This is a genomic window from Pelagicoccus sp. SDUM812003 (genome assembly GCF_031127815.1).
Classification (GTDB): Bacteria; Verrucomicrobiota; Verrucomicrobiia; order Opitutales; family Opitutaceae; genus Pelagicoccus.
This window is the reverse complement of sequence record NZ_JARXHY010000002.1, coordinates 501086-527601: the sequence shown is the minus strand read 5'-3', so window position 1 is coordinate 527601 and position 26516 is coordinate 501086. Positions and strand designations below refer to the sequence as shown.

Annotated in this window: 23 protein-coding genes; 12 read left to right on the top strand and 11 right to left on the bottom strand. The window is 53.1% G+C overall.

Annotated elements, in window-relative coordinates:
- Positions 1-7: 7 nt before the first annotated feature.
- The 6 genes from QEH54_RS04305 to QEH54_RS04280 all read right to left on the bottom strand — a co-directional run bounded on the left by QEH54_RS04305 (position 8) and on the right by QEH54_RS04280 (position 6019).
- Positions 8-793: a hypothetical protein gene (locus QEH54_RS04305; protein ID WP_309017394.1), complete on the bottom strand. Its 786-nt coding sequence runs from the start codon at positions 791-793 to the stop codon at positions 8-10.
- On the bottom strand, positions 790-1476 hold the full coding sequence (locus tag QEH54_RS04300) for an ABC transporter ATP-binding protein (protein ID WP_309017393.1): 687 nt from the start codon (positions 1474-1476) through the stop codon (positions 790-792). Before QEH54_RS04300 ends, QEH54_RS04305 begins: the two co-directional genes overlap by 4 nt.
- Positions 1473-2807 (bottom strand): NosD domain-containing protein, encoded by a 1335-nt coding sequence (locus QEH54_RS04295; protein ID WP_309017392.1) that lies wholly within the window; start codon positions 2805-2807, stop codon positions 1473-1475. The genes QEH54_RS04300 and QEH54_RS04295 overlap by 4 nt, the downstream gene beginning before the upstream one ends.
- Positions 2808-2817: 10 nt before the next feature.
- On the bottom strand, positions 2818-3441 hold the full coding sequence (locus QEH54_RS04290) for a hypothetical protein (protein WP_309017391.1): 624 nt from the start codon (positions 3439-3441) through the stop codon (positions 2818-2820).
- Positions 3442-3538: 97 nt separating this feature from the next.
- Positions 3539-5455, bottom strand: a complete 1917-nt coding sequence (nosZ, locus tag QEH54_RS04285) for a Sec-dependent nitrous-oxide reductase (protein WP_309017390.1) — start codon at positions 5453-5455, stop codon at positions 3539-3541.
- Between the two features lie 21 nt (positions 5456-5476).
- Positions 5477-6019, bottom strand: coding sequence for a plastocyanin/azurin family copper-binding protein (locus tag QEH54_RS04280; RefSeq protein ID WP_309017389.1), 543 nt, complete (start codon positions 6017-6019; stop codon positions 5477-5479).
- Positions 6020-6384: 365 nt separating this feature from the next.
- Between QEH54_RS04280 and QEH54_RS04275 the strand changes: the two genes are divergently transcribed.
- The 5 genes from QEH54_RS04275 (at position 6385) to QEH54_RS04255 (ending at position 11585) form a co-directional block, all read left to right on the top strand.
- The gene (locus QEH54_RS04275; protein WP_345785633.1) at positions 6385-6765 is read left to right on the top strand and encodes a GntR family transcriptional regulator; all 381 of its coding nucleotides are present in this window, start codon (positions 6385-6387) and stop codon (positions 6763-6765) included.
- Entirely contained in the window at positions 6762-7679 is a 918-nt protein-coding gene (locus QEH54_RS04270) for a slipin family protein (protein ID WP_309017387.1), read from the top strand. Before QEH54_RS04275 ends, QEH54_RS04270 begins: the two co-directional genes overlap by 4 nt.
- A gap of 241 nt (positions 7680-7920) precedes the next feature.
- The gene (locus QEH54_RS04265) at positions 7921-9558 is read left to right on the top strand and encodes a serine hydrolase domain-containing protein (protein ID WP_309017386.1); all 1638 of its coding nucleotides are present in this window, start codon (positions 7921-7923) and stop codon (positions 9556-9558) included.
- Between the two features lie 420 nt (positions 9559-9978).
- Positions 9979-10938: a protein-methionine-sulfoxide reductase catalytic subunit MsrP gene (gene msrP / locus QEH54_RS04260; RefSeq protein ID WP_309017385.1), complete on the top strand. Its 960-nt coding sequence runs from the start codon at positions 9979-9981 to the stop codon at positions 10936-10938.
- Positions 10939-10946: 8 nt separating this feature from the next.
- Entirely contained in the window at positions 10947-11585 is a 639-nt protein-coding gene (locus tag QEH54_RS04255; protein ID WP_309017384.1) for a ferric reductase-like transmembrane domain-containing protein, read from the top strand.
- A gap of 33 nt (positions 11586-11618) precedes the next feature.
- On the opposite strand, the gene QEH54_RS04250 is transcribed toward QEH54_RS04255, so the two are convergent.
- Together QEH54_RS04250 and QEH54_RS04245 are read right to left on the bottom strand one after the other, a co-directional pair.
- The gene (locus QEH54_RS04250; protein WP_309017383.1) at positions 11619-13706 is read right to left on the bottom strand and encodes a sigma 54-interacting transcriptional regulator; all 2088 of its coding nucleotides are present in this window, start codon (positions 13704-13706) and stop codon (positions 11619-11621) included.
- Positions 13707-14175: 469 nt separating this feature from the next.
- Positions 14176-16137, bottom strand: a complete 1962-nt coding sequence (locus QEH54_RS04245; protein ID WP_309017382.1) for a sigma 54-interacting transcriptional regulator — start codon at positions 16135-16137, stop codon at positions 14176-14178.
- A 248-nt stretch (positions 16138-16385) separates the two neighbouring features.
- Here QEH54_RS04245 and QEH54_RS04240 point away from each other — a divergent pair, with 248 nt between their 5' ends.
- The gene (locus QEH54_RS04240) at positions 16386-16883 is read left to right on the top strand and encodes a YHS domain-containing (seleno)protein (protein WP_309017381.1); all 498 of its coding nucleotides are present in this window, start codon (positions 16386-16388) and stop codon (positions 16881-16883) included.
- Between the two features lie 32 nt (positions 16884-16915).
- Positions 16916-17362: a DoxX family protein gene (locus QEH54_RS04235; RefSeq protein ID WP_309017380.1), complete on the top strand. Its 447-nt coding sequence runs from the start codon at positions 16916-16918 to the stop codon at positions 17360-17362.
- Between the two features lie 177 nt (positions 17363-17539).
- On the opposite strand, the gene QEH54_RS04230 is transcribed toward QEH54_RS04235, so the two are convergent.
- Positions 17540-17911, bottom strand: a complete 372-nt coding sequence (locus QEH54_RS04230) for a hypothetical protein (RefSeq protein WP_309017379.1) — start codon at positions 17909-17911, stop codon at positions 17540-17542.
- Positions 17912-18370: 459 nt separating this feature from the next.
- On the opposite strand from QEH54_RS04230, the gene QEH54_RS04225 reads away from it, so the two are divergent.
- Genes QEH54_RS04225 through QEH54_RS04205 form a run of 5 tightly spaced genes read left to right on the top strand, consistent with a single transcriptional unit; the run spans position 18371 to position 23973 of the window.
- A complete protein-coding gene (locus tag QEH54_RS04225; protein ID WP_309017378.1) occupies positions 18371-19948 on the top strand; it encodes an FMN-binding glutamate synthase family protein in 1578 nt (525 codons plus the stop codon).
- Between the two features lie 29 nt (positions 19949-19977).
- Positions 19978-20361: a DoxX family protein gene (locus QEH54_RS04220; protein WP_309017377.1), complete on the top strand. Its 384-nt coding sequence runs from the start codon at positions 19978-19980 to the stop codon at positions 20359-20361.
- A gap of 20 nt (positions 20362-20381) precedes the next feature.
- The gene (locus QEH54_RS04215; protein ID WP_309017376.1) at positions 20382-22028 is read left to right on the top strand and encodes an acetolactate synthase large subunit; all 1647 of its coding nucleotides are present in this window, start codon (positions 20382-20384) and stop codon (positions 22026-22028) included.
- Between the two features lie 25 nt (positions 22029-22053).
- Positions 22054-23454, top strand: coding sequence for an aldehyde dehydrogenase family protein (locus tag QEH54_RS04210; protein ID WP_309017375.1), 1401 nt, complete (start codon positions 22054-22056; stop codon positions 23452-23454).
- 15 nt (positions 23455-23469) lie between these two features.
- Positions 23470-23973, top strand: a complete 504-nt coding sequence (locus QEH54_RS04205) for an RNA polymerase sigma factor (RefSeq protein WP_309017374.1) — start codon at positions 23470-23472, stop codon at positions 23971-23973.
- Between the two features lie 1109 nt (positions 23974-25082).
- Here QEH54_RS04205 and QEH54_RS04200 read toward each other — a convergent pair.
- Both QEH54_RS04200 and QEH54_RS04195 read right to left on the bottom strand, forming a co-directional pair.
- The gene (locus QEH54_RS04200; RefSeq protein WP_309017373.1) at positions 25083-25769 is read right to left on the bottom strand and encodes a cysteine hydrolase; all 687 of its coding nucleotides are present in this window, start codon (positions 25767-25769) and stop codon (positions 25083-25085) included.
- A 30-nt stretch (positions 25770-25799) separates the two neighbouring features.
- Positions 25800-26270, bottom strand: coding sequence for a DUF5069 domain-containing protein (locus tag QEH54_RS04195; RefSeq protein ID WP_309017372.1), 471 nt, complete (start codon positions 26268-26270; stop codon positions 25800-25802).
- Positions 26271-26516 lie beyond the last annotated feature (246 nt).

Genomic DNA, 26516 nt, shown 5'->3' with positions numbered 1-26516 from the left:
AGAAGCTTCAGCGTGGCCGACTTGCTCGATCGCTCAGCGACAGGAATAACGAGGTCGCGCCGAATACGAGGATGGCGAACCAGACCCCAGGATGGGCCAGCCACCAGCGAGCGATGCTGGGCAGATCGGCAGTGTCGAAGGGAATCGATTCGATGGAAAACAGTACTCCGATGCGCAAGGCGTCGAGGGGCGAGAGCATCATGAGAGCCGACCAGAGCGTGGGGTTGGTTTGACCTTGGGCCTGTGTCGCGAGGAGATAGCCAAGCAGGCTAGCTCCGATAGTTAGGAGAAACCACGCTCCGAGACTCGCCAAGTGGGACTTGATTCCGTCGGTGATGAAAAAGCCCACGCACAGCCCGATCGAAATAAAAAGGGCGGATGTGCCAACGGAGTATCCGAAAAGCAAACACGCGGTTTGAAAGGGCAATCCCATGATCGCGGCGGGCGCGATCGCGAAGGCGCTCGCCATGAGAAAGCAAAGCTGCAAGGCGAGGAACTTTCCGAGGATGCGAGCTCCGCGAGGCGCTGGCAAAGAGGCCAATAAGAGCGATTCAGCGGATTCGGAGTGGGCGGAACCGGTAGCGATCAGGATTGAAGCCAGCGGCAAGCCGTAGAGTGTTGCCTGCAGCAGAAAAAGCGGCGCGGCTGATGGCAGGTCAGCTTGGGTGGTGGAGAGAAGTGTCGCGAAACCGACGACGAGGCCAATCAGGGGAACGGCTAGCAGCATGCGGCTCGACAGGGATGCTTGCAGTTCGCGTCGAAAGAAGGCGAGCGTTGTAGTGGAACGTTTCATACGGCGGCGATTTTGAAGGTGGCTGGGGATTCCGGTCGAAGTTTTTGGGGATCGATTTCTCGAACGACTCGTCCGTTTTCACAAAGTAGGCAGCGGTCGGCCCGGTCCTGCCATTCGCCGAGAAGGTGGGTGGCGACGAGGATTGCTTTACCCTGTCGGGCTTGGTGTATGAGCGTTTGCTGCATCGTCTCGCGCCAATCCGGATCCAGGCTAATGCCCGGTTCGTCGAGTACCATACACGGCGCATCCGCTAGGAAAAGCACGGCCAAGCCCAGTCGCTGGCGGAGGCCTCCGGAAAGCTCGCAAGCGCGTTTCTTGAAATGATCCTCCAGGCCCCAGCGCTCGATTTCCTGCTCGATGCGTTCTCTGGGCGCTCCGCGAACGTCAGCGTAGAATCGTAGGATCTGTTTGGCGGTCAGGCGAGGGTGGAAGTCCACGCTCTGCGGCAAACTGCTGCAGAGTTGAAGGGCCCGAGCTCGATCGCGGCGAATGTCCTCTCCCCCGATTTTCACGGTTCCTGCATCCGCCTGCAAGGCGCCGGTGGCGATCTTTAGGGCGGTCGACTTGCCCGCGCCATTGGAGCCAACCAGCAGGGTCACCTCTCCGCTGCGAGCTTCGCAGGAGAAGCCGTTCAAAAGGGAATTGCGGCGGAAGGACTTTTGTAGGCTATCGATAGAAATCATTGAACGTCGGATACAAGGTTTTCGGTGCGAGCCGCGGGCGGGTTCCGAGCAATGTCCACTAAGGGAGCAGGGTCTTCGATGGCGGGAACTCCTGGCAGCGACGCTCGGGCATGGACAAAGGAGAGCAGTTTGAGAAACGGACTTTCGCTGAGGAGGCCGATCATGGGGAAGTCGCGTCGATGCGGTCCGAGTAGATCCGCTTGGCGATGCGGGAGCTCTCCGGCTCCGTCGCCGTCGAGATCGACAGGCTGCGATGAGGGCCAGCGGTTCCCGCGACCGTTGGCAGCCCATCGATTGGAAGATGACAGCTCGTCGGACTCGACAGGGTGGAGGTTCCCTTGGAATCCGTTTTCGGTGAAGGTGTTCTTGGCGGAGCTAGAGCTGAGGCGCACGCCAACGTAGTTGCGTTGGAATTGATTGGAGCGAAGCGTGTTGTCGTTGCTGTTTTCTAGGTAGAGGCCGACCGTGTTGCGTGAGATAGTGTTTCCGATAAAAGCGGTTTTGTCGACCGACTGGACGAGTACACCGTAGGCCCGGTAGCCAGCGTTGTTGGTGAAGGTGTTGTTGCGAACGAGCAGGCCTTCCGAATACATGATGGCTGCTCCGGCGGCGTTTTGCTCGAAGCGATTGTTTTCAAACGTATTGTAGTCCGAATACATGTAGTGCAGACCGTAGCGCACGTTGCGAATCGTGTTGCCGGTTACGCGCGTTTCGTGGCTGAAGGAAAAATAGATGCCATCCCGCGTATCGGAAATCGTGTTGTTCTTGAGGACGTTTCCGGTGGCGTTCCAAAGGTGGATGCCGTTGCCGCGTTGATTGGCATCGATGCGAATGGTGCAAAGTCCGTCCGCTTCGGCCTCCAGCCCTTTGGCGATCGGGTCGTCGATGGGGACGCGTTTCGTGGTTTGGCCGCGAATCACATTGTCCTCGATGCGGCAGTTTTGCGCTTCTTTGAGATAGATCCCGTGCAGGCTTTGCTCGATGGTGTTTCCCTTTAGAAAGACACCGTTGCCCTGTACGAAGATAGCGGAATGGTCTTTTTCCAGACTGCGCCCGGAACGGGAAATGTGTAGTGATACGATGGTTACATTGTTGGCATTGATGGTGAGGACGGATGAATCTCCATTGCCGATGAGCTTTGCTCCTAGTTCGCCGCGGAGGGTCAGCGGTTTTTCGATGAGAATTGGTCCCTGGTATTCGCCCGCGGGGAGGAGGAGCTCGGCGTCTGCCTCCGCAGCGTCGATCCTCTCTTGCAGGCTTGCTCCAAACAGGGGGCAGGCGAAGAGAGCGGCAAGGGTGGCGATCGCTTTGACTGTTCGCGATATTCTCACGGTCTGTGTCCTAGAGGGCTGGCTCTTCCTTTCGCGAAAACCAGATGGCGAGGAAGATGGCGATCGGGAACGCCATCATGAGTATGCCGCCCACATCTGGCCAGCTTGCCTGGTGGAAGTTGGCGATCTGGCTCGTGCCCAGCAGACGCGGGGTGAAGCCTTCGATAGTGACCGGCGCTTGCGGATCGAGATTGTGTCCGTAGGTGTACAGTCGGTAGTAGAAGCTGCCTAGCGAGAAAAGGCCGAAATAGGTGAAGAGAGCGAGCAGGTCGATGCATTGGCTCATGCGTCCGTGCACGATCGTCCGTAAGGCGAGCAGGACGAAGATGCCTAAGGCGAAGGGGACCCATTTCATTTCCACGAAGTCCGCCTCTTCGAGCGGCTTCATGCCGATGTAGTGATTCAGATTGTTGATTTCGTGGAGGTCTTGCCCTCCGTTGCCGCCCTTCAGCTGGTGGGAGTAGATGTTAAGCTCCAGTCCTTCCATGTATTGCGGGGCCACGAGGTGTATTCGCCACAGCGGCAGAAAAGCCGAGATGGCGAGCGCAATGGCGCCGACCAGTAGCGCGATGCGGGACCAGAGTCCGAGCGGCTTGGAAAGAAAGGCGTATTCGCGTTTGAGAAATCGGGGCATGGTTGGAAAAGCGTAGAGCGTGAAAAGGGACGTAGCCGAAGCCGTCGTTTGTGTTCGATCAACTTCGGCTACGTGTAGGAATACTGGATACTCGCGACTAGTCCGCCAGAGCGACGTCGTCTGCGGGCTTAACTTCCAGATAGCCTTGCATCTCCTGGTGCAGGGCGGAACAGAAGTTGGTGCAGTAGTAGGGGAAGACGCCGGGCTTGGTGAGCTTGATGCGAAGCGTCTTGGTTTCGCCGGGGTCGATGATGACATTGACGTCGTGTTCGACGAGGGCGAAACCATGGATCATGTCGGTCGATTGCTCGACGTTGGTGATGTGAAGCACCAGTTCGTCGCCCACCTTGGCTTCGATCCTGTCCGGACCGAATCGGCTGCGTACCGCGACGATCTTGCCTTCCACCACGTTGCCTTTGCGGACGACTTCCGCTTGGTCGAGCTGCCAAACCGCGTTCGGGTTGTGGTTTTCCTCCTTGGGATAAACCTCGATCGGCTTGACGAGGTCTGCGCGCAGTATCTGAGCGAAGTGAGGTTCTGGCTCGGTGTAGGTTTCATAGACCATCTCCATCTTTTCGCCGGTGATGTTGATGAGCTGACTGCTTTCCGGCTGGGCGGGACCAACGGATAGGTGGCGACCCTTGGAGAGCTTGTTCATGGCAACCAGCCAGTCACCGTATGGCTCCTTGGTGTCGCTAGCGCCAATGACGAGGTGACCGATGTTGTAGTGAACCGGCATCTTGTCGGTGACGACGCTTTCGAGGTTCGCTTTTTCCTCGGCGGACCATGGCGGCATTTTCCATTTGGCTACTACGCTTTCGATGTAGAGCGAGGTGTAGGCGTTGCCCTTGCCGTCATACTGAGTGTGTAGTGGACCCAGCCCTACCGGAACTTCACCCTCGAGGATGGCATTGTAGTCGAGTACTGGAACGCCGCGGAACTCATCCTGAAACTGCTTGTTAGCGATCGCGGCCAATACTTTTTCGAAGTCGAAGACAGTGGTGGTGGGTTGAAGTTTGCCGGAAGCCACGATCCAGCGGCCAGACGGATCGACGTCGATGCCGTGCGGGCTCTTGCCCACGGGCACGAAGTACATGAGGCCTTTGGTCTTTTCCGGGTCGATAACCGGTACGCCGTCTACAATCTCCGCTTCGCCAGCGGCGACAGCCTTTTCGACTTCCTTCCAGTTGACGAAGGCGGCGTAGTCGCGATCCGCCTGGCTCGCTTTCATCTCCAGCGTGTCGTAGGCCATTTCGGTATTGTAGGACGTCCAAAACGCCCAGCCGCTGCTCGGGCCCTTGCCGGTCGAGCCGAGGTCCCAATTGAAGGGAGGCGTCAGCACCTGCCAACCCATGGACATCTCGCCGGACTCGGAGTCGACCTTGATGCCGCTGACCACGCCGTTGAACTCCTTTTCGTAGTCTTCAAGCGGAACGTAGCGCCCTTTCGGAAGCGGCACGCTGAAGCGAGTGGCGACTAGCACGTATTCAGAATTCTCGGTCAAGAACGACGAACCATGGTTTCCGCTCGAGTTAGGTATTGGGCCGAGGATCTGTTTTGTTTTGAAGTCACGCAGATCGATGCGGGCCACGCGATTGTTGGCGTTGTCGTTCACGAAGAGCCAGCGACCGTCGTAGTTGCCATCGGTTTTAGACAAGCCAGGATGGTGAACGTCGCCCCAAGTGTAGTCTCCCAGCATTTCTTTTGACTCCTCATCGAATCCGTATCCAGTACCTGGATAAGGAGAGAAGACGGGAATGGTCGAAATGTGTCGCATGGACGGGATGCCCGCGACGAAGACCTGGCCGGAATGGCCGCCGGAGTAGAAGAGATAGTAGTCGTCCTTTTCACCCGGAGCGACGTAGGATTGCTCGGCCGGGGAGGTTCCTTTGGCGGTTGACGCTGCGGTGTTGGTTTCGTTGCCAGAGCCTCCGCAACCCGTGAGGAAAGCTAGGGCCCCTGCCGAGGCGAGCGATGCCGCTAGCAGAAATGGCGTTTTCGATATCGATTTCATAATGATCTTGGATCTTTGGGGTTACTGGACTTTTAGGAGACCTTTCATTCCGGCCTGAACGTGACCGGGGAAGGAGCAAAGGAAGGGGTAGTCGCCTCTGGTTTTAGGAGCGGTGAAGACCACGCTATCGGTTTCGCCGCCACCGAGCAGTGCGGTCGCGGCCACGACCTTGTCTTGGAAATCGGGAGAAATGTATTCGTTGGCTGGCGACATTGCGGAGGCTTCCGCGAAGGCGGCGACATCGGCCGCTTTGTCGAGAATCACCAGATTGTGGCCCATGGAGAACTTCGGCATGGTGCCGACGTTGTTCAGGGTGAGCTTCACCGTCTCGCCCGGGGCGATGATGATTTCCGTCTTGTCGAATTTCATCTGGTCGTTTGCCTCGACTACGATCTCTCGACTTGGCTCGGGCGTTTCCGCTTCCTTTGCAGGAGCATCAGCGTTCGAGGAGCCGGATTGGCCGCTCGAGGACGTTGAGGCCTTGTCGCCACAGGCGGTGAGGAAAAGAGAGATGCACGCAAGTAACAGCGCGATCATGCCGAAATGTGTCTTTTGATTCTTCATAGTATCTTGAGTTTGGGTCTCAAGATACTGGATTGCCGCAGAGAGAGCATTGATCTAGGTCAAAAACTGGACAGAAACATCCAGTTAGGCTGGCGATCGACGGGAATGCCGTCGCGATCAGATGAAGCGAGGTGAAGGGGCGGCTCGGTAGCTTGCTCGATTCGTTTGGCGAGCCATGGAAGTGGTTTTTACCTCCTTTTGCTCGAGCCAGCATTTTTATGGACAGCTGATTAGGAGCAGAGCCCTGGTCGGCAGTTTATAAAAATCGGGGTTGACCTTTCCTCAAGTAAGCTAGTACAACAATGTACTATAGAAATATGACAATGTGTCAGAGGTTGGAACGATTCTAGAAGGGGGGCAGGGCTATGCTTGATTTTTATTTAGATCCGAGAAGTGGCGTGCCGTACTATCGCCAGATCATCGACCAGATTCGATTTGGTATGGCGACTGGACAGGTGAAGGTGGGAGAACAGCTCCCGACGGTTCGCGCCTTGGCGGTGAAGCTTAAGGTGAATTTGAATACGGTGACCAAAGCCTACAAGGAGTTGGAAATCCAACGGATTCTGGAGACCCAGCAGGGGACGGGGACGTTTATCGGGTCGGTCGAAGTGGAGGTGAGCGCAAAGGAGCGACGTGCGAAGCTGAAGTCCCTGTGTGAAGAGTTTGTCAATGCAGCCGCTGTCTACGGGATCAAGCCGGATCAGCTGATCGAAGAATTGAAGAAATGCAAAGGAGTACAAAAATGAAGCTAAGAATACCCGATGGGACTGGAGTGAGAACCGAAAGCGGCTTGAGTGTCGTTTCGCTGACAGTGGGAGTGGTGATCATCCTTCCCCTGGTGTTGTTGATGTGGGCTGGGACGCTTTCGACCATAGTGGGCATACCGCTCGTCGTATTGGGAGTTTTCATAGCGTGTTCGATTCGAGTGGCGAACCAATGGGATCGCGCGGTTGTGTTGCGAATGGGAAGGTTCGTCGGCTTGAGGGGGCCGGGCATCTTTTTCGTGGTGCCCATTATCGACGAAGTGAATACGTTCATCGATCAAAGAGTGAGAGTGACGGATTTCCATGCGGAAAGAACGCTGACCAAAGATACGGTTCCTGTGAACGTGGACGCTGTCGTGTATTGGATGGTTTGGGATGTGGAGAAGGCGGCTTTGGAAGTGGAGAGGTATATCGAGGCGGTCTCGTACGTTGCGCAGACGGGCTTGCGCGATATCATTGGACGCAATGATTTAGCAGGGCTGCTGCAGCATCGAGAGGAGATCGCAGAAGCGCTCCAGAAGACACTAGATGACCAGACCAGTCCGTGGGGAATCACCTGCCAGTCGGTTGGCATCAAGGATATCATCATCCCTGAAGCTCTCGCGGATGCGATGAGCAAGCAGGCGCAGGCTGAGCGTGAGCGCCAGGCACGGATCATTTTGGGCACAGCGGAAACAGAGATCTCGGAAAAGTTCGCTCTGGCGAGCAAGAATTACGCGGACAACCCGGTGGCCTTGCAGCTGCGCGGCATGAATATGCTTTTCGAAGGTCTGAAAGAAAAGGGGTCCTTGATCATGGTTCCCAGCTCCGCTCTTGACTCCATGAATCTCGGAGCGATTGGCGGCCTTTCGGCGCTCGCGAAACAACGGAAGGCCGACGAAGCGGAAGCGAGCTAGGGTTGTATCCAATATTAAGCATTTTGGTGGGTTCGATTGAAATGAACAACCGGTTTCTCTGATTGGCACCGATATCGTCAGCGCTGCTTGGCTCGTTACCCTGATAGCGACCGTTGATTTGATTGCTGTGCCCAAACTCTCAATACGAAACCCAACTCTTATGTTCAATCTACCTAAACTCGTACGCTGTCACCTGATTCCTATCGTTTGCCTTTTTGCTTCGGAGTCTCTCGCGGATCCCATGCTGAAACCCGATTTGCAGGGCGATGCGGACTTATGGCACTCCGAGCATCAGCAACCAAACGAAGGGATTTCGCTGGGCGAAATTAGCGGTGGCGCGCTTGTCTACGCGTCGGCGGGCGCAATGGGAACAGGAGGGCCAGAGGTCGATGAACGTACCTTGTTCGAGATCGGTTCGATCACGAAAGTGTTTACCGGTATACTGTTGGCGGATACGGTCCTACAGGGAAAGGCTGAACTGAACGATTCGATTGGCCAGCACCTTCCAGAGTCCGTTTTACGTGAAGACTCTCCTTTGCTCTCTGTGACACTGCTGCAATTGGCCACCCACACTGCAGGACTGCCTTCGTTTCCGGATAATCGCATGGATGACATGAGCGCGGAGAACGGACTCGCTCGCTATACTCGTGAGATGATGTTTTCTTACTTAAGCGAATTCGAAAAAGAGGACTTCGAAAATGTAGGAACCTACTCGTATTCGAATTTTGGATTTTCTTTGCTAGCTGAGATTCTGGCCATCATTCACGGAACGGATTACGAGACTCTTCTCGATGAGCGCATCTTTTCTCCGCTGGGAATGGATTCGACATGGGTTCAAGTGGATGAAACCTCCGGGTCGGAGGCTCTGCGGAGCCGATTCGCAAAAGGACATCGAGCGGGAGAGGAAGTTTTACGCTGGAATTTTCAAGCGTTTGCAGGAGGGGGAGCAGTTGTTTCGTCCGTCGAGGATATGCTGCTCTTTGCGGAAGCTCATTGGTCGGAATCGACTCCGGATCACATGAAGGAAGCATTGGCGTTTGCGATGAAGCCGCGCTCCGAACGAATGGGCCTAGGTTGGCATATTAGAGGTGAAGAGTTTTGGCACACCGGCGAGACGCATGGATTTCGCAGCAGTTTTCGCATTCGGCCGGAGCAGCAATACTGTATAGTTTCTTTGAGCAACTCTTCTGCTGAGCTTGTGGAAACTGAGCGGGAGGGATCCTTTTCATCCATCGAAGGATTTTGGTCCGGTAGCGTCGTTTTCGGCGTGGATGAATTCCGTCTTGTTATGCATGTTACAAGCAAAGGAGACGCCAACGTCTTTAGCATCAATCACGGGGGAGCTCTCTTGCCGAATTCCAGCGCGAGCTTCGATCGGGCCATCGGAGATTTCGTAGCCATGTATCCTTCGCTCAACGGTCGCTACGAAGCAACTCTGGTAGGTGAAGAATTGCTCAGCGGCATCTGGATGTTTGGGGGTGATCAACCACTTGAGATGACGTTTTCCGAGGATATGCCAGACTCGCTTAAGGTCGTTTTTGAGAACATTTACCTTGATGATATCTCGCCATTGGAAGGCTACTGGAGTGGCGTGATGGAAAGCGTGGACAAAAGGTTCGTATCCATCGAAGTCGCGCCTATCGCCGGCCGGTTTCAAGCGATGATCTGGGGGGCGAGGGATATGCCGCTGCCGGTAGGGGTTTCCAAAGTGGCCTTCGATCCCCAAAAGGGTGAACTTCGAATCGAAGCCGCTGAGAACTATGGTGTGTTCGAAGGGGCGCTGAGTTTGGATGGGAAGTCGTTCGAAGGCGTCTGGACTCAAGTGGAGTCGGATGCCTTGAAGCTGACTTGGACTGAAAACCGTCCGGATGATATCTAGGCAAATGTGGAGCGCTCCCTTCTATCTGATGCATGAGTTTGAACGGGGCAACGTGAGCTGCCAACACTTGAACGGGTTAGCGGATTGGCTGCTTGTCGTTTCAGGTCCTCGTTGCTTTGGGGACAAAAAGCCAAAGGTGATGATTCTTCGTTTTGTTGGTCCGCTTTCGCGCACTGTGGTTCCGGCCGGGCGTTTCCGCTCGTTGATCGAAAAATGGCGGAAGGTTCGAGGTCTAAGCGAGTGGCTTATAATCAGCAAGATATGAAAAGTTCAGGTGTTGGCGGGTATTGATCTGTTTTCCTCTAACGCTGTTCTTGGGGCCGCTAGATTTTCTTTTTTGTCCATGTAGGGAAATAAACCGCCTTCTTGCGCGTTCTCTTTATGTGGAGTGATTGTTTTGAACGTTATGGAAGGTGAACGATGCTGATTCATAGGAAGAATAATTGGGAGATCGCTGGGTCTCTGGTGACAAGTGAAGCGGACTACTTAAATCGTCGTAGGTTTTTGAAGGCCGTGGGGCTCGGAGTTGGCTCGTTGGTGGGCGGAAATGCGCTTTGGGGAGCGACGGCAGGCTTTCCTAGCGAGCCTAATCCTAATTTCCTCGGCAAGTCCTTGGAGCCGACTCCGTATGATTTGATAACTGGATACAACAATTTCTACGAGTTTTCCTATGACAAGAGCGGTCCGGCTAAACTAGCGAACAAAGGTTGGAAGACTGAGCCGTGGTCCTTGGAAATCGCGGGAATGGTCGACAATCCAATGACGTTTGATGTTAACGACCTGATTCGGAAAATGGGAGGCATCGAGCAGCGCGTATATCGATTGCGCTGCGTCGAGGCCTGGTCGATGGTCGTGCCTTGGGACGGTTTCGCTCTGAATAAGTTAGTGAAGCTAGCGAGTCCCAAGTCGTCGGCGAAGTACGTCAAATTTGTCAGCTTTTACAATCCAGAGGAAGCTCCGGGGCAGCGAGGCGGGTCAATTGATTGGCCATATGTCGAGGGGCTCACGATCGAGGAGGCGAACAATGAGTTGGCGTTTCTGGCGACCGGAATTTACGGGAAGCCCATTCCAAACCAGAATGGCGCTCCGATTCGGCTGGTGGTCCCGTGGAAATATGGTTTCAAGAGTGGAAAGTCGATTGTGCGCATCGAGTTTACGGATACGCAGCCGGTGAATACGTGGCAAGCGTTGCAACCACGCGAATACGGGTTTTACGCGAACGTGAATCCCAAGGTCGATCATCCTCGGTGGTCTCAAGCGAGTGAACGAGTCATTGGTGGCGGCTTCTTTGGCGGTCGGCAACCGACGCTCATGTTCAATGGATACGAGGAGCAGGTTGGCCACTTGTACGAGGGCTTGGACCTTCGAAAGCATTTCTAGTAAAGGGAATGAAACGTCAGGCTCGGATTCTTAGAAGCGGGTGGCTTCTGTACGCAGCGCTTTGCCTGCCGTTGGTTGTGGTATTCATCCAGGCAGGACAGGGAAATGTCGAGTACCTCGCTGATCCTGCCAAGTTTCTGCTCGAGTTCATGGGCAAGGCGGCGGTGGTGTTTCTGGTCGTGACGATGGCGGTGACGCCGCTGCGACAGCTTTTTCCCAAGTCCGATCTTTTCAAAGCCCTCGCGTTTCGTCGCCGTCAGCTTGGCATCGCCGTTTTCGTTTACGCGCTACTGCACCTGCTGCTTTACGTGCCTTATATCGGATCCTGGGAGGCTTTCGCTGACGAGTGGAGCAAGCTCTTTATTCTATCAGGTCTCGTGGCGCTGGCGCTCTTGCTGGTTTTGGCGCTCACCAGCAACAATTGGTCGGTGCGCAAGCTTGGAGGCAAGGGGTGGAAACGTTTGCACAAACTGACGTATGTCGCGGCCGCATTGGTTATCTATCATCAAGTGGCCCAGGAAAAAACAGGCTATCGCGAAACGCTTGTTTATTTCGGGCCGTTGCTTGCGCTAGAGGCTGTCCGATTGGGGCGTTGGTGGAAAAACCGGATCCCATCGGTGCAGAGTCCGTCGCGTGAGACAGGATAGCTTTCGAGAGCTGGTATCGCTCGGGGCAACCCTTTAGCTCTTTCGAATTCCGTAGCGTTTCATGCGGTCGCGTAGGGTGCTCGGGGCGCAAGCAAGCCGTTTCGCGGCACCATTTGCGCCTTCGATCTTCCAATGTGTCGCTTCGAGTGTATCCGTGATTAAGTTACGCTCAATCTCGGCGATGTCGTCGAAAGTACGAGGCGACTTCGTGATGACGTTCGAGTCGCATTCTGGGTGATCGCTTCTCAAATGCTCATGGCGTACTTGGATGAGTGGGCCATCTGAAATGATGACGGCCCGCTCGACCACGTTTTTCAATTCCCGGATGTTGCCTGGCCAAGTGTGCGTCCTGAGGAGTTCGATGGCTTGTTCCGAGAAGCCTTCGATTGGTTTGGCGGTTTTCTTCTTTATGCGTTCAAGAAAGTAGTGGGCCAAAGGCGGAATGTCGCTGGCCCTTTCTCGGAGAGCGGGTAGGTGGATCGGGAACGTGTTGAGTCGATAGAAAAGATCCTCGCGGAAGCTACCCTTAGCGACTTCGTTTTCCAATGTGCGATTGGTCGCAGCTACGATGCGGACATCGACCTTGATCGTGTCCTTGCCACCGACTCGTTGAAAGGTGCCTTCTTGCAAAACTCTCAGGAGCTTTACTTGGATGTCGAGGGGAAGCTCTCCAACTTCGTCGAGAAACAAGGTGCCACCATGGGCGAGTTCGAAGCGACCGGGGCGATTCTCAGTTGCGCCGGTGAAGGCTCCTTTCATGTGACCGAAGAGTTCGCTCTCGACCAGACTGGGCGAAATGGCTCCGCAGTTTATCTGGATGATCGGCTTATCGGAGCGATCGCTATGTTGATGGATCGCCCGAGCGATCAATTCCTTGCCGGTGCCACTCTCACCTGTGACGAGTACGGTCGCTTCGGTCGCGGCTACTCTGGAGACATCTTCGAGGACTTTCATGAGCTTCGGATCGCTGCCGACGATTTCGTCGAACTTGTGTGTCCTGGTGATCTCGTTTCGAAGAAAGAGATTTTCCTCTGCCAATCGATTTTTTAGGGATTCGACTTCTGCGAGGGCTCGTTCGATCTCGGCGGTTCGCGTTTTGACTTGATGCGCGAGGTCTTTCCGCTGTCGCTCCAAGGCTCTATCCGCGTACATGCGCTCCAGTTCGGCAGACGCTCGAGCGGTGAATATTTGCATTATGGATACAAGTTCCGGCGTTTCCTCGAGTGGCTGGTGGTCGTAAATGGCGAGGTGTCCCAATACCTCCCCTTTCGAGTTGAAAAGCGGTGTGCCTCGGTAGCTATTGATATCGAACTCCACTAGTTCCTTTTCCAAAGGGAAAAGGTCTTTCATGTAGTTTTCGAAGTGGCACACGTGGCCATCCAGGACCAGTTCGCAAGGCGTATTCGACGTTTCGTAGGAAAAGTCCTTTGCAAACCCATCGCCTTCCCAAACTGCGAAGGTGCGGGCTTGGTCTCGGCTGTCGTCGGTAAATTCGGTTGCCATCGCCCACTTGACACCGGTGGCTTGGGCTAAGTTCTTCACGCACTCCTTGAAGAAGCTCTCACCTGTCGCGTGGGCCGTACCTGCTGCGACGAGGCGGAGGGCGCATTCCACTCGATCGTGAATAGTAACGTCATGGATTATGGATACGTAGCGCGTGCTCTTATTGTGAGTGAAGCGACTGGTGGATACATCAACGTTGAGCGGCGCTTGAGCGTCCGTCTTTTTTAACAACACATTTAGCGATGACTGTTGTGAGGGGCCAAGAGGTTCGATGGCGGGCGCTTGGCCTTCAAAAAGCTGCTCCCAAGGCGCTCCGATCAATAGGGCTTCATCGAGACCGGTCCATTCGAAGGCAGCGTAATTTGCGTCGATAACCCGAAGACGCTCGTCGAGAATGAGAATCGCTTCGCTGGCCTCGCGAAATGCTTCGTGATGAAGCGCGTGTTTCAGGTGACGCGGAGAGTTGTTTGCAGTGCGCCATGCGGATAGAATGCCCTGATCGATTTCGAGGCTGATCGGGTGGTTGAGGGACGGTGTACGTTTTCGCTTTCGCCGTTGGTTTATCTCTCGCTTTAGGGCTTCGATTGCAGCGCTTTTATCGTTTTCTTGAGTGTTCATGGAGGAGGGGAGGCTTGTATTCAAAAACTGAGTAGCGCTTCCGAAAGGTAGGGTTGGCAGTTCTTCAAGGGGATCCGTTGACTTCGCAAGGCGCAGAGGAATTTGATGGCTTCGCGGTCGACGTGATCGACAGCGGCCAAGTCAAGCTGCACCGATTGCGTTGCCCGAGTTTGCGCAAGCTCGCTTACAAGAGATTCGAGGGTTGATGAGGTTAGCTCACCTTCAACTTCTAGCGTAATCCTATGTTCTTCTTCTAATTTGTTTACTCTGATCATGTTTGGGATGCGGCACTTTGGGTCGCCATTGATCCTTCTTAATCAGATTTCGTACCAACACTTCGACAGGAATCATAAGTAATAGATGAACAAGGTATTACAAAAGAAGTGAGGCTGTATGCCTTCCTGTTGATTTCGAGCGAACTGCTAACTTTCGCGGAAACCTCGATATTTCGAGGATGCGATGCTTCTTATTAGCTGCGTTTGATGCCAAGCTTAGCTATGCGGCTTCGCAAGGTGCTCGGATTGATTCCAAGCGCTTTCGCGGCCCCTTTTTCACCCTCGATCCGCCATCCGGTTTGAACAAGAGTCGCTTCGATGTGTTTTCGCTCCATTTCTTTCAGAGTCTCGGGCTTTTCTCGAAGTGGTTCGCTCTCCACAGCGCTAATGGCCGGCTTTTGGGGTGAGGTTTCCGGGATGTCGAGAGGACTGGGATCGATTTGCAACTCGGAACCGAGAGTCAGAATAACGGCTCGTTCGAGAACGTTTTGCAGTTCTCGAATATTTCCCGGCCAATCGTAACTTTCCAGCTGACGCATTGCTTCTCTGGATACGCGTTTGATGGGTTGATTTAGACGTTTGGCTAGTTTTTCCAAGAAGAACCGAGTGAGGAGCGGGATATCTCCCTCTCTTTCCCGAAGTGAGGGTATCCGGATGGGGAATACGTTTAAACGATAGTAGAGGTCTTGCCGAAATTTTCCTTTTCGAACCTCTTCGGCGAGATCACGATTGGTGGCAGCAATGACGCGTACATCCACCTTGATCGTTGCGCTTGAGCCAATGGGTTCAAACTCTTGCTCTTGCAGGACGCGAAGCAGCTTTACCTGAGTATCCAAGGGCAGCTCGCCGACCTCGTCTAGAAAGAGAGTTCCCTTGTCAGCTACTTTGAAGCGTCCATCGCGGTTGTTCACGGCACCCGTGAAGGCTCCTTTCACGTGGCCGAAAAGTTCGCTTTCCACCAACCCTGCGCTGATCGCTCCACAATTGACTTTGACCAGAGCATGATTGGCTCGACTGCTGTGTTGGTGGATTGCCCGCGCGACCAGCTCTTTACCAGTACCGGTTTCACCCTCCAGGAGAACGGTTGAGTCCGTTGGGGCAACTCGTTCTACCTGTTGCAGCGCATCGCAGAGACTCTGGCTTCTCCCGACAACTTCACCGAAATTGTGCTCTCGCCTGATCTCTTCTTGAAGATACTGGTTTTCCGCTTCTAGTCGCTCGTTCGCTTTCTGCATCCGCAGTCGTTCGGTCACATCGATGAACATGGTGCGGGTGAACTCTCCACTAGGGTCCGGCTTTGACCACCATTCGATCCAGATCTGTTCGCCGTTGTCCTTGCGCCGCATCTCCAGAACGACACCGCTCGTGTCAGTTCCTTTTCCGATGGACTCGAACGCGCTTTGCAGACGAGCTTGGTTTTCGGTGGTGTTTGCTACTAGCGTTTTGCCAATGGTGCCAACCGCCTCGTCGGGGCTTAGCCCGAGAATGCGCTGGGCGGCTCGATTGGCTCGGATAAATCGAGACTCGAGGTCTTCGTGGACATATGCGATCGGAGCTTCGTCGAACAAATCTCTAAATCGTTCCTCGCTTTCCTCTGCGGCGTCTCGGGCCTCTTGTAGACGGTTGACGAGGCGCTTTTGCCTTTCTTCTAATTCTTGGATTTTTCGAGAATTGATGCGAAATTCTAATTCGCTGATTACCAGCTTCGAGAAGCTTGTAAGTTGTTTCATATCATTCTCACCGAAGGTTCGAGGCTCGCGATCGAGTAGGCATAGCGTGCCAAGACTGTATCCATCTGGGGTAGGTAGAGGGGCGGCGGCGTAGAAGCGAATACGTTGGTCGCCTGTAACCAAAGAATGGTGGCGTGCGAGTTTGTCGTTGAGAGTGTCGGGAATGAAGTACCCTCCTTGGTGATCAAACGCTGTTGCGCACAGTCCTGGTTCATTCGGAACTTGAGTCAGGCTGATGCCCTTTCTCGATACGAACCAGGAACGTTCTTGATCGACAATGCTTACGATGCCGATGGGAACCTTGAAGTAAGACGTTGCGAGCTCGATGATCCGATCGATCCTAGGCTCTGAGTCGGCTCCTGCTATATTGTAGCGAGAAAGGACTTCTAGCCTATTAGGGTCCGAGAGAGAGGATGGCAGAGGCATTTTAGGAGGAGGATTAGGCAAGGTTAGTATTTGGAGGAAGGCAATCAACTCGGAAGTGAGTGGTTGTGTTTCGACCAGTCGCGGAATACCGTGGTTATTCGCGGTTGGACGCGGAAGTGAGGCCTGTCGAATCTCTTGGTTTCTGACGCGAAACATTTTAAGTTTCAGATGGGGAGGGGTTTACGACTTGTTGTCAGAAACTGGCGCGAAGGATGTTAATAGGCTCGTGAACTAAAATACTGCACACGATGAAAACGCATCTTAATCTCTACGCCGCTTTGGCGGTTTCAATTATCCCGATTGTCTGCAACGCTCAATCGGATCCGGTACCCGCAGTGGATCACCGGTACATCAACCTCGAAAAAGGAGACTTGGCTCTCAGTGGTTACGATCCGGTCAGCTACTTCGAGTCAAGTGGTCCTATTCAGGGAAGCAAGGCGATCGAAGTCGTTTATGAGGGGGTTCGATATCGGTTTGTCAACGAAGCGAATCGCGAAGCATTCGAATCTGAGCCAGGGCGCTATCTTCCTGAATTCGGAGGCTGGTGCGCGTGGGCGATGCTAGAGGGCGAACAGGTTGACGTGAATCCGGAGACGTACCGGATCTACGATGGCAAGCTGCTGCTTTACTATGATGGTCTGTTTGGGGACACCTTGAAGAAATGGAATAAGAAAGCGGAATCCGCACCGGAATCGGAACTCTACCAAACAGCAAAAACTAACTGGAATAAGATCGTAGGACGCTAGCTCCTGTACTGTTAACACCAAACTTTTGTAATATGAAAGCTGATACTAAAACGTCTGGATATACTTCAGTTTTATCGTGGATCGCGCAGATTGTCGCTGCTGTGATTTTCGCTCAGACTCTGTTTTTCAAATTCGCCGGAGCAGAAGAGTCTGTTTATATATTTTCAACGCTTGGAGTTGAACCGTGGGGCAGGTGGCTCGCAGGAATTTCCGAGCTGGTGGCTGCGGGATTGCTGATGCATCCGAGATTGAGCTGGCTGGGGGCGATGGTGGGAGTCGGGGTTATGCTAGGGGCAATTGCATCGCACCTTCTCGTTTTGGGAATCGAAGTTCAAGACGATGGAGGTTTGCTCTTTTCGCTAGCGCTCGTGGCGACAGTTGCATGCGGCATGTGCATAGCGTTGAGACGCTCGCAATGGAAACCTTTCGGCATCCGTATTCTTGAAGTCATCGGAAGCAAGCGGAGAGCCGTGTATTGAAGGAGTAAGGTACCTTGGGTCCGAGCCGGAGTCGATTTAGACTCCGGTTTTTTTGCGTATACGCAGGACGGGTCTGGTGGGCTCCAAACAAAAGGAGCGATGAAAAAGCCACCTCGATCGTTTTCCCGACGAAGGGAGCGAACGAGGTGGCTGTTTTTAATCCTATGAACTCGGCGCTTAGCGTTTTTGCACCGAAATGACCAGCTGTTTGCCGTGTTCCTGGTTTTCAAGAATCAGTTCGTCGTTTTCTGTATCCGAAGATCCGTGACGCTGACTGAATGGAGCCGCGCAAGCGAGACAGGTTTTAGGTTTATCAAGGTCGATGAAGGCCTTGAGCTCTTCTACGGCACTTAGCTCCTGAGTTATTATAGATTCGCATATCTCGCAGGAGAGCGCAACCGAGTCGCCAATTTGCAGTTCCTGTAGCTGGGGCTTTGTCTCGATTCGTTTGAATCGTTGGAAGCCCTTTGAAGCCTGCCCAGAGATGGCTGACGATGTAAGGATGCCAGCGAGAGCGATACCGAGAATAGTTAGCTTATTTTTTCTCATATGAATATGTGGTTGGTTCGATAGGCGCCGCCTAGGATGAGCGGTCGCGTGCTGGAGCGCTTTATCAGATTCTGTGCCGATTTTTTGGAGACACGATTAAGCCTCAGATAGTGAATAGCTTAAAAGTATAGATTCTGATGTGTTGCGATTTTCATGGGTGCTGTGACGCGCTCTTTCGTGGTTTGTTACGGAATGCCGTGGGTATCGCGATTGATCTCGGGCGTATGTATTTGCCGATTGATTACGGAGTTTTTGGTGCCACGCCAATCCGTGGGAATCCGCGAGCTGACGTGGGGAAATGGGGCTTGTTTCTGGAGGGGGATATTGGATGAAAAATTATTAAAGCCTGTAGGAGAGTGACTTGCGAGAGTGCAGACGAACGTTGGCACGGGACCTGTTTTTAGGGGGGTGAGATCAGAAATCTCTAAATCCACCTTCAGTTTTCTAACCCTACTTAACATGTCTAAGAGCCTACACGTTGATTTACATAAGCTGGCGAACTTCGTTAACATCGCGCTTCCTCTGTCCGTCGGCATTTTTGCAATCGCAGGGGAGCTTGTCTCCTTCTATTTCCACTTCCTCACCGTAGCAGCTTTCTTCCTGTCTTTGGTGAATGGTTTCTACTTGCTGGGGCAGAAGGAGCACACCTTGCTCAGGAATTTTGGAATTCTGGGCCAAGGGCGATATTTGCTCGAAAGCATCGGTCCTGAGCTGAGGCAGTATCTGCTTTCCAATGACAGGGAGGAACGACCGTTTGACCGCCAGGTACGTTCGGAAGTTTATCGCAAGGCGAAGAACATCGATTCAGCGAGCTCTTTTGGATCTCAGGATGCGTTTGACGCTTCGGAGATAAAGATTCGGCATTCCATGTTCCCTGCATCGAAGGAGCGTCTGGAGCCATTCTCGCTTATCTATGGCGAAGAAAGAGGACTGGAAACCGCCTATACTATTCAGCGGCCGATTATGATCAGCGCGATGAGTTTCGGCGCCCTTGGCGAGCGAGCGGTACGATCGCTGGCGAGAGGCGCTAAGCTAGCGGGTATCCCCATGAACACCGGAGAGGGCGGGTATCCTAAGTATCACCTTATGGAGGGATGTGATCTTATCTTTCAAATTGGAACGACTAAGTTTGGAGTACGAGACGAGGAAGGATTGCTGGACGATGCTAAGCTCAGATCGCTGGCTTCAATGGAGCAGATCAAGATGATTGAGATCAAGCTATCCCAAGGCGCTAAACCTGGTAAAGGAGGCTTGCTCCCAAAAGAGAAGATAACAGCTGAAATCAGCGAGTTGCGAGGTGTGCCTTTAGGATCGGATGTCGTTTCTCCAACCTTTCATCCCGAGTGCTCCTCTCCGTCAGCTACGGTGCAGTTTATCAAACGAGTTCAGGATGTGAGCGGCCTGCCCGTGGGGATCAAGCTGTGTCTTAGTAGCCCTGAAGAGTTTACGCTACTCGTATGCGAAATGAAACTACAGGAAGTCTTTCCGGATTTCATCACCCTAGATGGAGCGGAGGGAGGCACGGGAGCGGCCCCTAAGGCATTTCTAGACAAAGTGGGCACGCCTTTGTTGGACGCTCTTTGGCAGGTTAACTCAATTCTCGAGAGGGAGGGAGTACGTGGGCGATTAAAACTGAACGCCTCCGGGAAACTCGTCACACCCGCCAGTCAAATGTTAGCCTTCGCGTTGGGAGCTGACGCGGTCTACACTGCCCGAGGATTCATGATGGCGCTTGGTTGTATTCAAGCTCTACAATGCGGCAACAATACGTGCCCGATAGGGATTACAACGCACGATCCGAGACTTCAAAAGGGAATCGATATTGGGTCGAAGGCGCTGAGAGTCAAAAACTTCGTGGATAATGTAGAGCACGACCTCGAGGAGCTCCTAGCTTCCACCGGCAAGACGCGGTTTAATGATCTGAATACGGAGAATCTACACATTCCCAAATTGTCACAGTTGAGCGGATACGTGGAAGAAGCTCTTCAGGTAGAGACTAAACGTGCAAGCGAAAGCGATTCGCTGATTTCAGCCTGAGTGAAACCTGAAAACGAGAGATTATAAAAATGAAGACGATATTTTCAAAATTAGTGAGCGTGAGCATCGCGTTGATCCTCGCTCAGAGTTTATACTTCAAGTTTTCGGCTCATCCGGATTCGGTAGCGATTTTCAGAGAACTGGGCATGGGGGATAGTGGTAGAATCCTTATCGGCGTACTCGAACTGATCGCCGCTACCTTCTTGATTGTTCCAAAGGGTCAAGCCTGGGGCGGATTGTTAGCCTGGGGGTTGATGACTGGAGCTATGATAGGGCACTGGTCGCAACTCGGTTGGGTCGGAGACCGTGGGATATTGGGAGCGCTCGGAATTTATTGCTGGGTGGGCTCTGCCGTGGTGGTCGCCCTAAATATAAAGCGAATACCTGTATTGGGTGATTGGAGACAAGAGTAGAAAAAATTGAGAGACTAGACATGAAAGCGTCAGATTTATTTATCAAAGCGTTGGAGAATGAAGGTGTTGAGTACATCTTTGGAGTACCAGGAGAGGAGAATCTAGACTTTCTCGATTCATTGAGAAAATCGGGCAAAATCAAGCTCGTGCTCACTCGGCATGAGCAGGCCGCCGGATTCATGGCCGCGACCTATGGTCGCTTGACCGGCCGTCCTGGGGTTTGTTTGTCGACGCTCGGCCCGGGCGCGACGAATTTCGTGACAGCAGCCGCGTACGCTCAATTGGGAGCGATGCCGATGATAATGATCAGTGGACAGAAACCGATCATGCGAAGCAAGCAAGGGCGATTTCAGATTGTGGATGTCGTAGGCTTGATGAAGCCGCTGACGAAGCTGTCGAGCCAGATTGTGAGTGGGAGAATGATCCCAAGCATCGTCCGCGAATCGTTTCGCACCGCAGCGACGGAGCGTCCGGGAGCGGTATATTTAGAACTTCCTGAGGACGTAGCCCGTGATGAGGTGTTGGATACGAATCTGTTTGAACGTTCCACCCGCCGCTATGCGACCGCTTCCGATGAGGTGCTACGTTTGGCCGCAGAAAAGATTGTTGAGGCCAACAGTCCGCTGGTGCTAATCGGGGCCGGAGCTAATCGCAAGCAGGTGCGAGACAGTGTCGAGGCGTTCATCGATCGTTCGAGTATGTATTGGTTTAGTACGCAGATGGGCCTCGGAGTTGTCGACTCAAGGCATCCAAGATTTCTTGGGACAGCAGCGTTGTCGGAGCTCGACTACCTGCATTGCGCCATTGATCAAGCTGATCTCATCGTGAATATAGGTCACGACGTAGTCGAGAAGCCCCCGTTTCTGATGGAGCACGGAGGGAAGGAAGTGATCCATGTTAACTACTTTCCAGCGCAGGTCGACGAGGTCTACTTTCCCCAACTGGAAGTGGTCGGAGACATAGGCAAGTCGCTCGAGCGTTTGACTGAACTCGTCGCTCCGAATCCGTATTGGGACTTTTCATACTTTGAGCGCGTCCAGGACTTGCTGAAGGAAAGGACGAGCGCGAATTCTGACGACGAGCGTTTTCCCGTAGTGCCTCAGAGGTTTGTAGCAGATGTTAGATCAGCTCTTCCCGAAGATGGAATCGTCACGCTCGACAACGGTATCTACAAGGTCTGGTTTGCACGTTCGTACCCTGTGTGTCAGCCCAATACATTGCTATTAGACAACGCTCTGGCTACCATGGGGGCGGGCCTGCCTTCCGCGATTGCAGCGAAACTGATCCACCCGGAACGAAAGGTGATTTCCGTGTGTGGTGATGGAGGCTTTATGATGAACTCGCAAGAGCTCGAAACCGCTGTGAGGCTCGGTATCGATTTGGTCGTTCTAGTCCTGCGAGACAATGCCTACGGCATGATCAAGTGGAAGCAAGCGGGCATGGGATTTGAGAATTGGGGACTCGACTATGGGAACCCTGATTTTGTCGCCTACGCCGCGAGTTATGGGGCTCGTAGCGTGCGAGTCGAAAGCGTTGACGAACTCAAGAAATGCTTAGAGCGAGGGCTTGAAGAAGGAGGCGTTTGGCTTGTGGAGTTGCCTGTGGATTACTCGGAAAACGAGCGTGTACTGGTAAAAGAACTACGCGAGAAAGCGTGTCTCGTCTAGTGACGAAAAAGAGGAGGAAGATGCTATGCTGATAGATACGGAAAAGAGAACCTTCCCGGTTACGTCACCCTACGATGGACAAACGTTGGAGGAGCTCGAATACAACTCACCCGACGAAGTCGAGTCGTTTCTAAGCCAAGGATGTGACCTCGCTCGGAAGAAGCCACTAGAAAAGTGGAGACGGATAGAAGCTCTCGAGTATGCGAGCGCAAGGTTGAAGCGCGATATCGATTGTTTTGCAATGTTGATTGCGCAGGAAGCTGGTAAGCCTCTTCGAGATGCGAGGGTGGAAGCTCTCCGAGCATCGGAAGGACTCAAGCATGCTGCAAACACCTTAGCAATGTCGCACGGACGAGAGGTTCCGTTCGATCATGTTTCATCAGACCGATCTGCTTCCGGTAGTACAGTATTGGAGCCGATCGGACTTGTAGTAGCGATAAGCGCTTTCAACCACCCTTTGAATCTAGTAGTGCATCAGGTGGCTCCCGCAATCGCCGCGGGCTGTCCGGTGATCATAAAGCCCTCTCTGGATACGCCACTTTCCTGCCGCAAACTAGTGGACCTCTTGGTTGAAAGTGGCATATCAGAGGAGTATTGCCGTGTGGCCCTGGTTGAAAACGATCTCTCTGAAAAACTCGTTACGGACAAGCGAGTGGCGTTTTTATCCTTTATCGGTAGCGCAAGAGTCGGATGGTCACTTCGTTCGAAGTTAGCTCCGGGGACGCGTTGCTCTCTAGAGCATGGAGGAGTTGCTCCAGCTATCGTTTTGGATGACGCAGATTTCTCCCTTGCTGCGGAGCGTCTCGCCATCGGAGCATACTACCATGCCGGACAAGTATGCGTATCCACGCAGCGGATATTTGTTTCGAAGCGAAACTTGGATTTTTTTGTGGAATTTTTCGAAAAGGCTTCCCTAGGTCTCATTGTTGGAGATCCGAGAAGCGATGAAACTCAGATCGGACCACTGATTCGCCAAAAGGAAGCGGACCGAGTGGCGACTTGGATTGAAGACGCCTTGGAGAGCGGAGGTAAGTTGTTGTTTAGAGGGAAGCGATTGGGGCCAAATTTGCTCGGACCAAGCGCTGTGCTGAATCCCTCCAAAAATTGCCGACTCGCGATGGAAGAGGTGTTTGGTCCTGTCGTGGTGATTTTCACCTATGACACGGTTGAAGAGGCTGTCGCTGAGGCGAATGCGCTGCCGTGGGCATTTCAAGCGTCCGTATTTTCAAAAAGTTTAACGGAAGTAGAGAACGTAGGACGGCAGCTAGATGCTTCGACAGTTCTCGTGAATGAGCACACGGCTTTTCGAGTGGATTCGATGCCGTTTTCGGGATGGAGAGAATCAGGCTTAGGCCAGGGAGGGATCGAAGCGACATTCCATGAAATGTGCCGAGAGAAACTAACTATTAACGTGACGAACAAGTAAGGGAAAATGAATACAATGCATAAAACGAAATTGATAGACATGGACACTCCAGAAACGGAAGCGATTGAGGATTCGGACAGCGTTCTTGTTCTTGCTGGGTTTCGCTTTGCTCTATCCATAGTAAACAATACCGCCGACGCTGAGGATCTTGTTCAACTCGCGTGGCTGAGACTCGCCCGAAAATATGGCGGAGTTGAAAGTCGAAGTCTTCTATTCCGAACGATTCGTAATCTTAGCATCGACCGCTCGCGACGTTCCAAAATCGTGCAATTCGAACCGATCGTGGCCGATTATGAATCGAAGCATCGAACCAATCCGGGAACACAAATAGACATCGATGCGGTTCTGTCGGAGCTAACAAACAACGAGCGCGAGTGCCTTTATTTGCACGCCGTCGAAGGCTACAAAGCGTCGGAGATCGCTAGTCTGGTCAAAAAGCCGAGGGGAACGGTCCTCAGCTTAATCCATAGGGGAAGGCAGCGCATTCGGGAACAGTTTTCTCGAGAGATGGCCTTTTAGGACCCGCTACGAACTTTCCAATTTCGCCCCAAGGGGACTCAAACCAACGATGTAATAACAAACACAATACAATTATGAAAACACTACTAATGCTCATCGTCATATCAATCAGTGGAGCTACCTCGATCGCAGGGCAGTACTCCGCTTCAATCGGCAACATGCCGAAAAACAATGCAGGGACTACACACTCAAAGAGCGTTTGCTCCTGTGGGGTTAAGCACGACGCTTCAAAACAACACTCTTACCAGATCGGAGTGGGCATGCAACCAAAGCGAGGCTATAACAATGTAGAGTCTGGTGCTCTTTCGAAAACTTCGAGTCAGAGTGACTTCGCCCATGCGAGACTAAATGGAAGATCGACGTTTCCAAAGTCTAGAGGCTTAAAGTGAATACTCAGATTGAGACGGCAAGCCGCTTGAATGACCTTCAAGCGGCTTTGTTATTCTGGGAGATTTAAACCTTTCTCCCTGCAGATTTACGCTCTTTGAACAAATGAGAGAGTCTTTTAAACCACCGATAACACTGATTTACACCAATGGAGCAGGGAAGACAGGCTTCATCGGGGTACGGGTCTAATACCCCGCCGCTTGCGGCGATTTCGAAGGTCTTGCGACCTGTTTGGTCTCTTTGCTCCTGTGTCGACTTTGTCTCGGTACGTTACTTCGAAAGGTAGCGTTTCGAGTGAAGCGACACCTACATCTCGCATGAGGTTCGATTTTGCAGATTCATTTTTCTATGGATACACCGAAGCTTGCGGCAGGGAGCCTTTATTCGCGGATTTTCAATCCAAGTGATTCCGCTGTATTCAGAATGTGGTTGTATAAAATAACACGGTGTCGGATTGGCGTAGGATACCAGGTACTGATTTTAGTTGGAAATGGCAGGGCAAGGCCATGCCATTCGGGTAGGAAGCGGTTCTTAGCCTCATTATCAACGACCCTGGGATCTTTTGAGTGTGTGCCGAGTAGCTCGCGCAGGCCTCGCTTGTTGGTCGTTGATGACTTAACAAGCTAGTTCACTGTATCTAGAATATAGTTACAGTGAACCGCTTGTTTGTTCGCTTAGTGATGATTGAGGCTCATGTTGAGAGCCGCTGCTCAAGTGATGGCTTAGGTTTCCTTGCTGAACCCCGCTTTTGCCATTTCGGCGAGCGTTTCTTCGGTGGACCAGGTGGCGTTGGCCAGCATTTTGTAGTTGGTGATCGCTGCAGCCATCCCGTCCATGCCCGGAAGGATTGCGGCAGCGGTGGCGTCCCAAGCGACGGCGACCTCGAATCCGTTTTCAAGCAAGTCACGCATATGGCTTTCGACGCAAACGTTTGCCGACATCCCAGCGAGAATCACCTTGTCTATGTGGCGTTTGCGTAGCTGCAGGACGAGATCGTTGTTTTGCGGTCCGTAGACTTTGTGCGGGTTGGCGAAGATGGTTTTGCCGTCTTCGAGCAAAGGCTTGAATTCGGGCATCCAATCGGCGCCGCTTCCCTCGAAACCGTCCAAGTTAAGTGGGCCTGCACGGTCGAACATCTTGATGTCGTGCATGAGTTTTTCGACGGCCCCTTCAAACTTCCAGCCGTGGTCGGTCGGATAGTAGTAGTGAGGGGAGACGAAGACTTGCATCCCGCTCGCTTTAGCGGTTTCGAGCAGGGTTTGCATATTGGCGACGGTGTTGTTCTTGGTCACCGACTCGCCGACCACGCCCCAGGCCACGCCTTCGGGGCTGAGAAAGTCGATTTGTGGATCGATAAGCAAGAGAGCGGTACGGTCGTCGATAGCTACGGTAGTGTTTGGTAGTCCCATTTGGTTTGTATTTCCTATTGTTGGTTTTGGTTAGGCTTGGCCGCCGAAACGGACAAAATCGTCAAGGTCTAGATACTCGAAGAGCGTGCTCACGTCGGGGCGCGCGGGATCGAGCGATTGGGAGAATTCTGCAAACCAAGCCCGTGCTTCCGGACTGAGTCCGGGGAGCGTTTCGAGCCACTGGCTCCAGGCTTGAATCTGGAACGCTTGCATGGGCCGATGGGTATTTGCTTGAACCCACTGCAGGATGGCCCAGTCGCCGGCGTTCTCGCGGACCTTGTCGAGGAAGGCCTCGGGACTGATTCCAGTGAGGTCGAAAAACTGCTGATCGAGCAGGCTTTCCGAGCCGTACACGTAGACGCCGAGTTTGCCGGCGATGGCTGCCCTTGCCTTGTCGATCAAGCGCGGTAGGTGAACGAATCCACCGAGCCGAACTCGGGGACTGCGTGGCGGGGCTTGAGTGAGATCTACCTCAACTCGTGCGTTGGATGATGTGTTCATAGATTGTCTTTGGTTTAGTTTTTGTTCGCTAAGGAGTGCGACGCGGCTAGGGCGCTGGGTAGCTTGCTGATTTGGCTATGCAGCGTCTTTCGAGATCCAGGTTGCCTTGGCTATTTTGCGATAGTTGATGAGGTCGGTTTGGGCTCTGAATCGGCAGGCGAGCTGGCGGTTCCTCTTGGAGACGAGGAACGCTTGCGCTGACGAGAAAGCGCTGTTTCTTGTCTTCGCGTGTAGTTGCGAGGGTGT